This window comes from Parabacteroides chongii (assembly GCF_029581355.1).
Taxonomy (GTDB): domain Bacteria; phylum Bacteroidota; class Bacteroidia; order Bacteroidales; family Tannerellaceae; genus Parabacteroides; species Parabacteroides chongii.
Genome location: NZ_CP120849.1, coordinates 4,935,919 through 4,950,112 on the forward strand (window position 1 = coordinate 4,935,919; position 14,194 = coordinate 4,950,112).

13 protein-coding genes are annotated in these 14,194 nt (G+C 46.0%); 8 read left to right on the top strand and 5 right to left on the bottom strand.

What is annotated here, in order from left to right; all coding sequences use genetic code 11:
- Window positions 1–118 precede the first annotated feature (118 nt).
- The gene (locus tag P3L47_RS18995; protein WP_277781776.1) at window positions 119–1,246 is read left to right on the top strand and encodes an alpha/beta hydrolase; all 1,128 of its coding nucleotides are present in this window, start codon (window positions 119–121) and stop codon (window positions 1,244–1,246) included.
- An 80-nt stretch (window positions 1,247–1,326) separates the two neighbouring features.
- Window positions 1,327–1,833, top strand: a complete 507-nt coding sequence (locus P3L47_RS19000) for a ferritin-like domain-containing protein (protein WP_122351471.1) — start codon at window positions 1,327–1,329, stop codon at window positions 1,831–1,833.
- A 150-nt stretch (window positions 1,834–1,983) separates the two neighbouring features.
- On the opposite strand, the gene P3L47_RS19005 is transcribed toward P3L47_RS19000, so the two are convergent.
- Genes P3L47_RS19005 through P3L47_RS19015 form a run of 3 tightly spaced genes read right to left on the bottom strand, consistent with a single transcriptional unit; the run spans window position 1,984 to window position 4,013 of the window.
- A complete protein-coding gene (locus tag P3L47_RS19005) occupies window positions 1,984–2,463 on the bottom strand; it encodes a DUF456 domain-containing protein (protein ID WP_122360263.1) in 480 nt (159 codons plus the stop codon).
- A 9-nt stretch (window positions 2,464–2,472) separates the two neighbouring features.
- A complete protein-coding gene (locus tag P3L47_RS19010) occupies window positions 2,473–3,453 on the bottom strand; it encodes a M48 family metallopeptidase (RefSeq protein ID WP_122360264.1) in 981 nt (326 codons plus the stop codon).
- A gap of 2 nt (window positions 3,454–3,455) precedes the next feature.
- Window positions 3,456–4,013, bottom strand: a complete 558-nt coding sequence (locus P3L47_RS19015) for a LemA family protein (protein WP_277781777.1) — start codon at window positions 4,011–4,013, stop codon at window positions 3,456–3,458.
- 318 nt (window positions 4,014–4,331) lie between these two features.
- On the opposite strand from P3L47_RS19015, the gene P3L47_RS19020 reads away from it, so the two are divergent.
- The 6 genes from P3L47_RS19020 to P3L47_RS19045 all read left to right on the top strand — a co-directional run bounded on the left by P3L47_RS19020 (window position 4,332) and on the right by P3L47_RS19045 (window position 10,048).
- The gene (locus tag P3L47_RS19020; protein WP_277781778.1) at window positions 4,332–5,507 is read left to right on the top strand and encodes a M24 family metallopeptidase; all 1,176 of its coding nucleotides are present in this window, start codon (window positions 4,332–4,334) and stop codon (window positions 5,505–5,507) included.
- A gap of 20 nt (window positions 5,508–5,527) precedes the next feature.
- On the top strand, window positions 5,528–7,222 hold the full coding sequence (locus tag P3L47_RS19025; protein ID WP_277781779.1) for an alkaline phosphatase: 1,695 nt from the start codon (window positions 5,528–5,530) through the stop codon (window positions 7,220–7,222).
- A gap of 69 nt (window positions 7,223–7,291) precedes the next feature.
- Complete coding sequence (gene pyrB / locus P3L47_RS19030) at window positions 7,292–8,206, top strand: aspartate carbamoyltransferase (RefSeq protein ID WP_122360268.1); 915 nt, start codon at window positions 7,292–7,294, stop codon at window positions 8,204–8,206.
- 14 nt (window positions 8,207–8,220) lie between these two features.
- Window positions 8,221–8,685 (top strand): aspartate carbamoyltransferase regulatory subunit, encoded by a 465-nt coding sequence (pyrI, locus tag P3L47_RS19035; RefSeq protein WP_122351489.1) that lies wholly within the window; start codon window positions 8,221–8,223, stop codon window positions 8,683–8,685.
- A gap of 75 nt (window positions 8,686–8,760) precedes the next feature.
- Window positions 8,761–9,327, top strand: a complete 567-nt coding sequence (locus P3L47_RS19040) for a flavin reductase family protein (protein WP_277781780.1) — start codon at window positions 8,761–8,763, stop codon at window positions 9,325–9,327.
- Between the two features lie 4 nt (window positions 9,328–9,331).
- On the top strand, window positions 9,332–10,048 hold the full coding sequence (locus P3L47_RS19045) for a porin family protein (protein ID WP_277781781.1): 717 nt from the start codon (window positions 9,332–9,334) through the stop codon (window positions 10,046–10,048).
- 20 nt (window positions 10,049–10,068) lie between these two features.
- Here P3L47_RS19045 and P3L47_RS19050 read toward each other — a convergent pair whose 3' ends face one another.
- Both P3L47_RS19050 and mgrA read right to left on the bottom strand, forming a co-directional pair.
- Complete coding sequence (locus tag P3L47_RS19050; RefSeq protein WP_277781782.1) at window positions 10,069–12,951, bottom strand: PD-(D/E)XK nuclease family protein; 2,883 nt, start codon at window positions 12,949–12,951, stop codon at window positions 10,069–10,071.
- A complete protein-coding gene (gene mgrA, locus P3L47_RS19055) occupies window positions 12,948–13,937 on the bottom strand; it encodes an L-glyceraldehyde 3-phosphate reductase (RefSeq protein ID WP_277781783.1) in 990 nt (329 codons plus the stop codon). Before mgrA ends, P3L47_RS19050 begins: the two co-directional genes overlap by 4 nt.
- Between the last annotated feature and the right edge of the window lie 257 nt (window positions 13,938–14,194).

The window sequence follows — 14,194 nt, forward strand, 5'->3', positions numbered from 1 at the left end:
AATCCGTAAATTAGGTAAATATATCCTTGATTCTGGTACAAAGCCGCTTGTTGTAATCCGGTAATTTTGTAATGTGAAATTAATAGAGAATGACATTACCTAATTAAACATTAAAAGTATGGCAAGAAATTCATTCCGGAAACTACGTATTATAATGGTCGCATGCTTTTGCATCATGGGAAGCTTATTCGTTGCAAGCTCCACCAAAAATGTTGTTACAACGACAGGCATATCCGAAGCGACAAGTACTCATTTAAAAACTGATATAACAATGAACGAAAATCAGAATTTAACGCAGATGTGGGACAAAGTGTTCCCACAAAGCGACAAGGTTGATCACAGTAAAGTGACCTTCCGTAACCGCTACGGTATTACGCTCGTAGCAGATTTGTATATACCGAAGAATGTCACCGGCAAACTGGCTGCCATCGCCGTCTCCGGTCCGTTCGGTGCCGTAAAGGAACAGTCGTCGGGCCTCTATGCCCAGACACTTGCCGAGCGCGGATTCCTGACCATAGCATTCGATCCTTCATATACGGGCGAAAGTAGCGGTGAACCCCGATACGTAGCATCGCCCGACATCAATACAGAGGATTTCAGTGCAGCAGTCGATTATCTCTCGACACGCGATGACGTCGATCCCGAACGTATCGGTATCCTCGGTATTTGTGGTTGGGGCGGCATGGCACTCAACGCAGCAGCTATCGACACCCGCATCAAGGCAACGGTAACTTCGACGATGTACGACATGAGCCGCGTCAATGCCAACGGCTATTTCGACTCGATGGATGCCAATGCCCGTTACGAACTCCGGAAACAACTCAACGCCCAGCGGACGGAGGATGCGAAGAACGGCATGTATGCGCTTGCCGGTGGTGTAATCGATCCGCTGCCTTCCGATGCTCCGCAATTCGTGAAAGACTACTATGACTATTACAAGACTGAACGCGGTTACCATCCCCGTTCACTCAACTCGAATAATGGCTGGAACAAGACCTCGTCCTTGCCGTTCATCAACATGCCGCTGCTCTCTTATAGCGACGAAATTCGTAGTGCCGTACTCGTAATGCACGGTGAGAAAGCTCACTCCCGCTATTTCAGTGAAGATGCTTTCAAAAAACTAAAAGGAGATAATAAGGAGCTGATGATTATCCCGGGAGCGAACCACGTAGATTTATACGATCGGATGGACGTAATACCTTTTGATAAGTTGGAAATATTTTTCAATAAGAATCTATCCAACTGAACCACGGATGAAAAAATCTATTAACTTTAGGGCCTATAAACGAATTAAAAATCTGATATTCCGACTAAAATTAACGCATTATGATTAAAAGAGAGAAAAGTATTGAACTGCTGAACAGAGCAGTAGCTGATGAAATGACAGCAGTCAACCAGTACATGTATTTCCACTTCCGTCTGGATGATATGGGATATGACTTGTTATCAAGCCTTTTCAAACGTACTGCCATTACTGAAATGATGCACGTAGAACGCCTTGCCGAACGTATCCTGTTTCTGAAAGGTGAAGTAGAAATGAAATGCTCCGGCCCGGTAGAAAAAATCCACGATGTAAAAGCAATGCTCGAAAAAGCGGCAGAAATGGAAACCGGAAGTGTAGACGATTACAATGCATGGGCTAACGAATGTGCCCAACATGCAGATTCTGCTACCAAGAAGGTATTTGAAGGTTTGGTTATCGAAGAAGAAGGTCATCTCGACCAGTTCGAAACAGAAATCGAAAACATGGAAAACTTCGGTGCAAACTATCTGGCATTACAATCTATCGAACGTAGCAAAATTATTTCTTCGGGCGGCACTCCGGCTGAATAATGACAAAAACAAGAGAGTGTGTCAAAAGTCACACTATGGCACGCAGATGAGCACAGATAAACAAATTGAAAATCAATAAAAAATCTGTGTTCATCTGTTTAATTTGTGTCATCTGTGTGCCATTTAGTGTATTAAACACAGATCCAGGTTTCATCCTATGATAGCTTTTATAAAACAATAGACAAAATATCCGCAAAGCGCCATCTTCACCACCACACTGAGCAGGAATCCGATAAACGCTCCTATTCCGGCTTTAAAAGCATCTATAGACTTTTTACCTCCAAGCAATTCGCCTATCACTGCACCGGCAAACGGTCCGAACAATATACCCCAGGGAGGAAAAATGAATATCCCCGCAACCGTCCCTATCACACAACCCCAGTTGCCCCATTTACTTCCTCCACCATACTTTGTACCAAGTACCGGGGTCAGATAATCCAGCAACTGCACTACCACGACTAAAACTCCCCATATAACCAGTTGAGTAACGGAGAACTGCACTTTATCCGTAAAATGAAGCAACCAAAGTCCCAGATAAGACAAAGGCGGTCCCGGCAGAACGGGTAAAAAACAACCCGCCAACCCGACCAGCAGGCAAATAGCCCCTAATATGATCAAAAAGATATCCATATCTTCCCGCTAAAACTGTTCCAGAATCTGAATCCGTTTCTCTATCGGCGGATGCGTTGCAAACAAACCGCTCATTCCACTCAATGCACTCTCGGCTTGCTTTCCCGGATGCTGGATGAATAACTGGGCGACATCGTCACGTTCGACAGCCTCGATATCGGGATCTGCTGAAATCTTCCGTAACGCACTTGCTAAAGCTAACGGATTCTTTGTCATCTCCGCCGATCCGGCATCCGCCAGATATTCCCTTTTCCGGGAGATGGCAAAACGCATCAGTATGGAAAAGAAATAACCGACCGCTGCCACCAACAAAACCAGTAGCATCAGCAGAACGGCTCCGTTCTTTTCATCTCTCCTTCTTGAAAAAGAAGAATAATAAGCCGAACGCATAGCCAACTGCGCCACCATCGCAAAGATGCCGACAAACACAATCGATATGATAAGCAGCCGGACATCATGATTACGGATATGCGACAGTTCGTGAGCGATCACTGCTTCCAGCTCCTGATCATCCAACTTATCGATGATTCCCCGCGAAAGTGTCACCGTATAGCTCCTCTCATTGATTCCACTGGCAAAAGCATTCAGAGAATCATCGTCTATCACATTTATTTTCGGCATCGTCATACCTTGACTCATACAGAGGTTCTCTACCAGATTATACACCCGTTTGTTTTCCATACGGCTCAAAGGCCTGGAGCCGGTCGCTGAATTGATAATACTCGTATTGGCAAAATAAGCAATCAGAAACCAAATCAGCACGCCACCCAGCACATACGGTGCGATCTGTACGAAAAAGCCCATAGCCAACTGCATCTGTGTAACCTCCCCCGGCATCCGATAGTCTCCTCCGCCACCGCCGAGAAGCATCACATACAGATAACAAAAAAGCAACACCAGCACACAGACCAGCACCGGAAAAAGACAAAGCAAGAGCAGCGAACGAAAATTATTCCTGCTCTGCTGTGTTTGTATACCAACGTATTGCATACTTAGAATTCAATTTTGGGAGCTTCTTCCAAAGTGGCCCGCTGTGCGCCCAGATCGAACATGATCTCCTTACGGAATCCAAACATTCCGGCGATCAGATTGGACGGGAATGTCTCCACTGCATTATTCAGCTCTTTAGTAGCCGAATTGAAATAACGTCTTACAGCAGACAATTTATTTTCCAGATCGGCTATTTCTTCCTGCAACTGGAGGAAGTTCTGATTTGCTTTCAGGTCGGGATAAGCCTCCAAAGTGATCTTCAACCCTGCCAATGCAGATGACAACGCATTTTCCGCCTTGATCTTTTCGTCAATCGTATGAGCGCTCATCGCACCGTTACGCGCATTGATCACCCGTTCAAGCGTATCTTTTTCATGGGCAGCATATCCTTTAACCGTTGCAACCAACTGAGGGATCAGATCGTGCCGTTGCTTAAGCTGCACATCTATATCAGCAAAAGCATTTTCACGGTTGTTCCGCAGCTTGACCAGCGAATTATACAACGAGATTATCCGCAACGCCAGCACGACAATTACTACAATAGAAACTATTAGTACCATTTTCTTTCTTTATTATATAAGTTAGAATCTGCCCAAAGATATAAAAAGTATTTTGTAGTCATGATTCTTCGCCCGATATTTGTAATTCAATACTACTATTTCAGAACCTTGTCCCGTGTTTTCGAAATATTTGTTTCACCTAGGAGAAACAGTTGTTTCCACCGGGTGAAACAGTTGTTTCTTCCCAATGAAACAAAATTGCCCAACCAATATTACAAGAGAAAATACAGATGATATTTAATCAAGATTTAATATCAAACTCATTTTTTCCCGATAGATTTTAATACCTTTGAAGCCACATAAAAATAAAAGTTGGAGATGATACAAAAAGAACTGATCGACGACCTGCAACTTAAATGGGGTCGTATACAACAGGCAATGCAAGCACAGCATGCAGATGCCTGCCTGCTGAGTGTAGATGTAAACCTGTATTATACAACCGGACGGATTTTCAGCGGATATTTCTATCTGCCTGCAGAAGGAGCACCCTGGTTCTTCGTCAAACGTCCGAACGGCCTGACCGACGATCATATCGAATATATCCGCAAACCCGAACAAATAGCCGAGATATTCGCCGCCCGCGGTATCCCGATGCCGGAAAAACTGTTACTGGAAGCCGACGAGTTGACATACAACGATTATATCCGCCTGCAATCCATATTCAACCCGAAAGAAACAGGTAATGCAACCGCCTTGATGAGAACCCTGCGCGAGATCAAAACACCGTGGGAAATTTCGCAGTTCCGTATCTCTGCCGAAAAACATGCCAAGACATACTCGGAAATTACCGAATGTTTCCGTCCGGGAATGACCGACCTCGAATTTCAGTATGAAATAGAAAAACGCATGCGCCAGAACGGTTCGATCGGAATCTTCCGTGCATTCGGGGCTAACATGGATATCTTTATGGGAAGCATCCTGGCAGGTGAGAACGCAGAAGCTCCCTCTCCTTTCGACTTTGCCCTGGGAGGCAACGGCATGGACGCATCCTGCCCGCTCGGAGCTAACGGCACGATCCTGAAAGATGGGACAGCCACCATGGTAGATATGGCAGGTAATTATACACCGTATATGACCGACATGACCCGCGTATTTTCAGTCGGTAAACTGACGGAAGAAGCTTATCGTGCGCATCAGACCTCATTAACGATACAAAATGAAATAGAAAATGTCGCCCGTCCGGGTGTCGTCTGTTCGGAATTATATAACATCGCTGCCGGTATCGCAGAGAAAGAAGGATTTGCCGGAAACTTCATGGGAACCAAACAGCAGGCTAAATTCGTCGGACACGGTATCGGTATCCAGATCAACGAGCTTCCGGTGCTGACTCCCCGTTCCAAAGAAGAGCTGCAACCGAATATGGTATTTGCCCTCGAACCTAAATTCGTCATTCCGGGTGTAGGAGCCGTCGGTATCGAGAACAGTTTCCTGGTTACCGAAACAGGTATCGAGAAACTGACTCATTTCGAAGAAGAGATCATTCAATTACATTAATTAATAAACAATAAAAGCACATGAAAAAGACGATTACTTTTCTGCTTCTACTGGCATTCATCATTATGCCGGCAAAAGCTGCAGATGTGGAAAATGTAAAACCGGTCAAGAACGTTATCCTTCTGATACCGGACGGAACTTCACTGGCTACCGTTTCTATGGCACGCTGGTTGCAATGGTATACCAACCCGGACAAACCGAACCTGAATCTGGACCCGTACCTGTGCGGTACCGTACGTACACACTCATCAAATGCTCCGATCGGCGACTCTGCCCCGACTACTTCCTGTTACATGACAGGCTATCCGAGCCGTACCGGCTATGTCTCTACTTATCCGGAAAATGACGGTGACAACGATATCTATCCGACCGATCCCGAACGTGCTTTCCAGCCGCTTACGACTGTATTGGAAGCCGCAAAAATAACACAGGGCAAATCGACCGGCCTTGTTTTCACCTGCGAATTTCCTCACGCTACACCGGCAGACTGTTCCGCCCATAGCTACAACCGTGGCAAATATGAATGGATCGCTCCGCAGATGGCTCATAACGATCTGAATGTAGTGATCGGTGGCGGTGTTTCCCTCCTTCCTGAAGAAAGTGAAGCCTACCTAAAAGGTAACGGATACGGCGTATTCAAAAACGACATCAACGGTATGCGCAACTATAACGGCGACAATATGTGGGCTTTGTTCGGTGACCGTGAAATGGCTTACGACATCGACCGAGACCCGGCTCAACAACCGGACCTGGAAGAGATGACCCGCATCGCTATCAAAAAACTATCCAAAAACCCGGAAGGTTTCTTCCTGATGGTAGAAGGCAGTAAAGTAGACTGGGCCGCTCACGCAAACGACCCAGTCGGCATGGCTACAGACATGTTGGCTTACGACCGTGCCTGCGGTGCCGCACTCGAATTTGCCCGCCAGAACGGTGAAACAGCTGTTATCATGGTTCCGGACCACGGAAACAGCGGTATCAGTATCGGTCGTGCCGACTGCAAAGGATACGACAAACTAACGAAAGACCAGTTATTCCACCAGTTCTCTCTATATAAACTGACGGCAGAAGGATTCGCTAAGAAAGTAAACAGCGAACCGAATTCGGAAGTACAGAACATCTTCCGTGAATATGCAGGTTTCGAACTAAGCCCGGAAGAACTGGATGCTTTGAACCATTGTAAAGACTATAAAAACAGTCCGATCCCGGAAGCCGAACGCAAAACTGAAGGCAAAGGTTCACTGTATAGCGGTTCGCTGACCTCTTTCATGTCGAAACTACTTACCTCAAAAACCTGTTTCGGATTTACCACCGGCGGTCATACCGGCGAAGATGTTTTCCTGGCAGCCTACCATCCCGACAAGGCCAGCCTGCCGATCGGTATGCATACCAATATCGAACTGAACGCCTACCTGTGTGCTTTGTTCGGCATGGACCGCGATAAGCTGGATGAACTTACGGCAGAGAACTTCGCCCCTCACACAGAAGTATTCGAAGACTACCAATGTGAGATTATCCCCGCTAAAGATGAGAAAGGTTCTCCTTCATTAGTCGTGAAGAATAAGAAGAAACAGATCAACATCACACCGTTCAGCAATATCGTTACAATCGGTAAGAAAGGACAGGAAGAAGTCCGGCTGAATTCAGTCGTTGTCTATGTAGATAAGAACAATACATTCTATCTCCCGACGAAGCTGGCAGATTATCTGAAATAAATATAAAGCGGAGACTATTCGGTCTCCGCTTTTTTTATACTTTTGCAAGAAAGACAGATTATACACAAAATGAAAAGTAAAAGTTTAGTTTCTATCGATCAATGTTCCAAAGAGGACATTCTTCGTATTCTGGATAACGCCAGGAAGTTTGAGGAAAACCCGAACCGAAAGGTGCTGGAAGGCAAAGTTGCTGCCACCCTGTTTTTTGAACCCTCTACACGCACGCGATTAAGCTTCGAAACAGCTGTCAACCGCCTGGGCGGACGAGTGATCGGATTTCAGGATGCCTCTACGACCAGTTCTTCCAAAGGGGAAACACTGAAAGATACGATCCTGATGGTCAGCAATTATGTCGACCTGATCATTATGAGACACCATCTGGAAGGTGCAGCACGCTATGCTTCGGAAGTAACCGATATTCCAATCATCAACGCAGGAGACGGAGCAAACCAGCATCCCTCGCAAACCATGCTCGACCTGTATTCGATCCAAAAGACACAAGGAAAACTGACCGACCTGAATATCACAATGGTGGGCGACCTGAAATATGGCCGTACGGTACATTCGCTGATCGTCGGCATGTCGCACTTCAATCCTACTTTTCATTTCGTGGCTCCGGACGAACTTCGCATGCCGGACGAATACAAGAATTTCTGCGACGAACACGGCATCAAATATTACGAGCATACCACTTTCGACGAAGAGGTGATCAACCAATCCGATATCCTTTACATGACCCGCGTACAGCGCGAACGCTTTACCGACCTGGAAGAATACGAACGGGTAAAGAATGTGTATATCCTGCGTAACAAAATGTTGGAAGGAAGCCGCGAAAATCTCCGTATCCTCCACCCGCTGCCCCGCGTAAACGAGATCGCTTACGATGTGGATGATAATCCGAAAGCCTACTATATCCAGCAGGCACGCAACGGATTGTTTGCCCGTCAGGCTATTATTTGTGAAGTTTTAGGTATCAATATTTAATTCTGATAATCGTTATGTCAGTAGAAAAGAAAAGAGAATTGCAGGTTGCCGCCCTGGAGAACGGAACTGCTATCGACCATATTCCTCCCAGCCAGTTATTTAAAGTCGCCAAATTGTTGGGACTTGAAAATATGGACAACACGATCACGATCGGCAACAATTTCCAAAGCAAGAAAATGGGTTGTAAAGGCGTGATCAAAATATCCGATAAGTTCTTCGAAGAAGATGAGATCAACCGTATCGCACTGATCGCTCCGAAAGTGATTCTGAACATTATCCGCGACTATGAGGTTGTAGAGAAAAAGACGGTTACTTTGCCGGACGAACTGGTCGGACTGGTTAAATGTAACAATCCGAAATGTATCACCAATAATGAACCGATGCCGAGCCGTTTCGAAGTGATCGACAAAGAGAAAGGCACGATCAAATGTCATTATTGCGAACGCAAGATCAATAAAGAAGACATTATTATTAAATAATTGAAAATGGAAAATGGAGAATTGAAAATTAGTTCTTCTCCATTTTCAACTTTCAATTTTCAATTTTCAATTCATATGAAGCAAAACTGGAAGCCCGGTACCATGATCTATCCTTTACCGGCCGTAATGGTTAGTTGTGGCAGCGAACCTTCAGAATATAATATTATAACTGTGGCGTGGGTCGGTACGATTTGTACCAATCCACCCATGTGTTATATATCCGTACGTCCGGAACGCCATTCGTATCCGATCCTAAAAAAGAATATGGAATTTGTGATCAACCTGACCACGCGCGAGTTGGCTTATGCCACCGACTGGTGCGGCGTTAATTCAGGAAAAGATCATCATAAGTTTGAAGAAATGGGACTGACGCCGGGTAAAGCAACATTGGTGAATTGCCCCACCATCGAAGAAGCACCGCTTTGTATCGAATGCCGGGTAAAAGAAGTGATTGCACTGGGCAGCCACGATATGTTCATCGCCGATGTTCTCAACGTCCAGGCGGATGATAAATACCTGGATCCACAAACAGATGCATTCGATATGCAACGGGCAGACCTGCTGGCTTATTCGCACGGTAAATATTATGGGTTAGGTGAGTTTGTAGGTAAATTCGGTTGGTCCGTAAAAAAGAAAAAATAAACGTATGAAAAAGACTCTCCTTCTATTGCCATTATTTCTTCTGTGCATTTCAGTCCAGGCACAGAAGCTCATACAGATTGAAGATAAAATCTTCTACCTTGGTGCAAAGGTGGGAGTCAATTCTACATTCCCGATCATTAACTCATTGACAATAGACGGTGTCGAAGCCGAAAATATCCGTCTGCAATACAAAGTCGGTTATCAGGCTTCTTTCTTTTGCAGGATCAATATCGACCGTTTCTTTATCCAACCGGACTTGACATGGTCGCGCAAGCAAGGAGATGTCCTTTTTTCATTGCCGCAAGCTACCGAATCAGACCAGGCAGCCGGAAGTATTTCGGAAACAGACCGGCTCCAACTAAAAACGACTTCACTGGAAATGCCGGTCATGATCGGTTATTATCTTGTAAAGGAAGGTCCTTATGCCCTCAGCCTGATGGTAGGACCCAAAGTGAAATACAACTACAAGTCACGTTATACGACCCATTTTTCTGAAGTCACCAACGAATACATCAATAACAGTACACCGTTCGGACTGGGCATCGCCACAGGGCTGGGTGTGAGTATCTGGCGTCTGTTTTTCGAATTCACTTACGAATTCGGGCTTAACAAGGTTGAGTCCGATTTTAAGGACAAATCCTCGTTAACCCCGATAGAAAGAAATATCTCGATAGACAAGCGGACCAATATGATGAGCTTCTCGCTCGGTTTCCTGTTCTGATCCGTTTGACTCTTCTCCGCCTATTTTCCGCATATATCCTTGAAAGGACACCAGGCACAGGCTTTTTCCGTCATCGTCTGCACGAACGGAGTTTCCTGTCCGAATATCTCATCCAGACAACGGCGCAGTCCTGCTTCAAAGTCGGCCGAATAAACAGAAAAATCCGTTACCGGCTCTGTTTTCATCCGCTCCACGCGCCGGCTCACAGCTGCATCGAACGAATCGGAAAAGAGCGTACGCATATAATAAATTCCCGGCTGAAGGGTCTTTCCTGCAGGCACGTCGCCCAGCATCCATGAGTACATGAAAACCTGCATCACGGCTTTGGCACGGTCTTTATCTTCTTTATCGAACAGACTCTCTATAGAAGTAAATACCGAAGTCCCGCTCCCACTCTTATAATCGATGATGCGGACCGTATCACGCACCTCATCGATCCGGTCGATAAAACCTTTCAACTGGATTTCCGTCCGACCGTCACCCAGGGTAAACAGGCGGTTGATCTTCCGCTCCGATTCGATATAACGGAAAGGTGTCAGTTTACTGTCGCGCTCCAGTATCTTTTCCACATATTTCCGGATCATCTCACCGATCAGGAAGTTCTGCCCCGTCAAAGGACGTACGACATCCGACATAAAGAAGATCTCCGCAAATGCCCGTGCAATAGCACCGGTCAGGACAGGTGTATCTTTCTTAATCGCCTTCAGTAAATCGGCTGTTACCATCTTTCCGCAAAGAGGCATGTACAACTCTTCCATCACTTTGTGCAAGATACTTCCAAACACATTGCTCTCGATCGTTTCACTGACCTCCTCTTCCTCCTGTATACCTTCGACCACCGAAAAATAGAACTTCAGCGGACAATCCAGATAGGTATTGACCGCACTGGCAGAAATGGCCCTGTGCCCTCCTTTATGGAAAGCCTCCAACCGTTGCATCACTTCGTCCGTTTTCCGGACCTGCAAAGCCGGGGTTTTCGCGGACGAGACATTATAGACGACCAGTTTGTTCTGCAACGGCTCTTCATAATGGTAGTGCAGCTGATGGACAAAACGGCTGACTTCGCCTGTCTGCAAACCATTACTGCGGGTATCGTAGAGCAGGCTGACATGGCTCGCCCGATAAATCAGACGATAAAAATGGTAAGCCCACACACTGTCCTGATGCTCATAAGTGGGTAGGCCGAAACCTCTTCGCAAGTTATAAGGGATAAACGAGTTGGCCGCTTTCCTGAGTGGGAATATACCCTCATTCATGGAAAGGATGATCAGCCGGTCGAAATCCAGTGCACGGGTTTCAAGAACTCCCATGATCTGCAGACCGGACAACGGTTCGCCCCGGAAAGGGATAGTTATCGTATCGGTCACCCGTTTGAGCAGGCGGAAATAGGTGTCGATCTTCATCTCGATCCCGGCATCCTGCATGATCTCTTTCATACGGTTGACGGTCGTGAAGTAATGGAAGATAAACTCCTGCTCCAGGTCGTTGGTGCGCTGGGTGGCATCTTCTTCCTCTTCACCGAAGGATGATAAAGCGTGCATCACCTTATTCAGTTCCTGCAGGACATTGATCAGGTAATCGGAAAAGGTATTGACATCTGTTACCGGCAGGAAGAGGACGGACAAAAGAGGCGTCTTTCCCAAATCGGCGGCAGAAATATAGATCTTATTGTTTTCCGCAATATCTTTTACCAGGGCATTGACCGTTTCCGGACCGGTCGAACTGACATACCGATGGTTCAGGATAGGCAGCACGTCACGGAAATAGAAAACCGGCTGACGGTCTACATAACGTACATTTTTCTGCAATGCCAGGATATACTCCATCAAAGAAGCGACTGGCGTACCTGCCAACGGATACCCCATCGTCACATTGATACGGCGTATCTGTTCGGGAATGGCATTCAGTACCGGAATAAGCAAATGTTCGTCAGGCAGGATAACGGCTGTACGCAACGCTTCCTCGGGCGACATTTCATCCTCCTTGCAAAGTTCGTTCAGCAATGTGTACACCTGTTTTGCCTGACCGATACCGGAAGGAATACCGATCACCTCAATCTGTGTTTCCGTTTTTTCTTCCGGAGGAAGCGGATACTGCGACGGGAAGTTTTTAAGATTCCGTTCGACAAAATAGGACGCTTTATTATCCCGGTCCGTCACTTTATCCGAAGCATAATCCCAATAAAAATCAGCGATTCCCCGTTTCTGCAACTGCATCAGGAAACGTTCCTCCGCGACAGACAAGGCATTCAGACCGACAAAGACCACCTTCAGATAAGGCAGGTCACAACAGTCATCCTGCTCCATCTGTTCAACGACTTCACGGAAGATCATACCTTCATAGCCTCTTCCCTCCGCCGCCAACGCTTCACGCAGATCGGTGTACAACGTATACAGGATTTTCCAGACAGCCAGAAATTCTTCCTGGTTCGGAGAATCTCCCTTCGGATAGAAAGACGACCAGAATGTACGGATTGCCGCAATCTGATCTTCATCCAGGAAACTGAAATCGTTCTCTATCTCCCGCAGGTCCGTCACATTCGTAAACAACATGCGGGCATCTGCCATATATTTATCGACATCATCAAAGTCGTTCAGCAACATTTCCCCCCAATAGAGGAACTCGTCAAAGGTTTCCGTCGAGCCGCTATGCCGGATATAGATATCGTACAGCATGAACAGCATATTGATCTTATCTGCCGCCTGTTTGCCGCTCAACTGCACAAACAGGTCGTTGATGGTCAGGATCGTCGGAGAGAAAAGCGGCTTGTCCGCCACCTCCGAAAGATATTTTTGAAAGAACAGGCCTGTTCGCCGGTTAGGGAAAACAAATGCCAGCTTACTGACCTCCGCTCCGTATTGCTGATAAAACAAAGAGGCTACCTGGTATAAGAATGGTGTCATATCGATTCAATCCTTTCCAGTTCCTCTGATGTAAAACTAATATTATTCAACGCCTTCAAATTATCCAGTAACTGTTCTACCGAACTGGCTCCGACAAGGACGCTAGTCACACGATCGTCTTTCAGTAACCATGCCAACGCCATTTCTGCCAACGTCTGCCCGCGTCCCATAGCCAACTCGTTCAAGAGGCGTATCTTGTTTATTTTTTCCTCCGTCACCTGCTCACGCTGCAAATGTCCTGTCGACCTGGCAGCCCTTGAGTTTTCCGGTATTCCGTGCAGATATTTATTGGTCAGCATTCCCTGTGCCAAAGGAGAAAAAGCGATCATGCCTACGCCTTCTTTCTTCAATAAAGGTAACAAATCAGGTTCCGTCCAACGGTCGAACATGGAATAACGTGCTTGATGGATCAGGCAAGGAACACGATACTCTCTCAATACGACCAGCGCCTTTTCCGTCTGTTCGGCATTATAGTTTGAAATGCCCACATACAATGCTTTCCCCTGACGGACAATATCCGCCAAAGCTCCCATTGTTTCCTCTATCGGTGTTTCCGGATCGGGACGGTGGGAATAGAAGATATCCACATAATCGAGTCCCATCCGTTTCAAGCTCTGATCGAGACTGGCCATCAAATACTTCCGGCTACCCCAATTCCCATACGGACCGGGCCACATATCGTAACCGGCTTTTGTCGAAATAAGCAGCTCATCCCGATAAGCTCCCAGTCCTTTCTTCAGAATCCTGCCGAAATTTTCTTCTGCAGAACCGTAGACTGGCCCGTAATTATTCGCCAGGTCAAAATGGGTAATCCCGTTATCGAAAGCCGTATGGGCAATCTTGATAAAGTTATTGAAAACATCCACACTGCCGAAGTTATGCCATAACCCCAGAGAAATAGCTGGCAATAAGATACCGCTGCGTCCACAACGACGATACGTCATCTCCGCGTATCTGTTTTCATTTGGTGTATATATACTTTCCATGGTGCATTTTATTTCTTACAAATGTATATAAAAATTGCATATCGGACACAGTCTTTTTTTAGTGTCGAACATAGTTTTGCACAAATCAACTATCATACTATCATATTTTCGGCATACCGATTGAATTTCATGCAACAAAAACATGATAGTTACCCAAAACAACTATCATGCAACTATCATAAACTGTCATTCAACTATCATTTTGGCCCTTTTCATCGAAAAATAAGGTATCCAAAAGCATTACAAAACAGGCTATT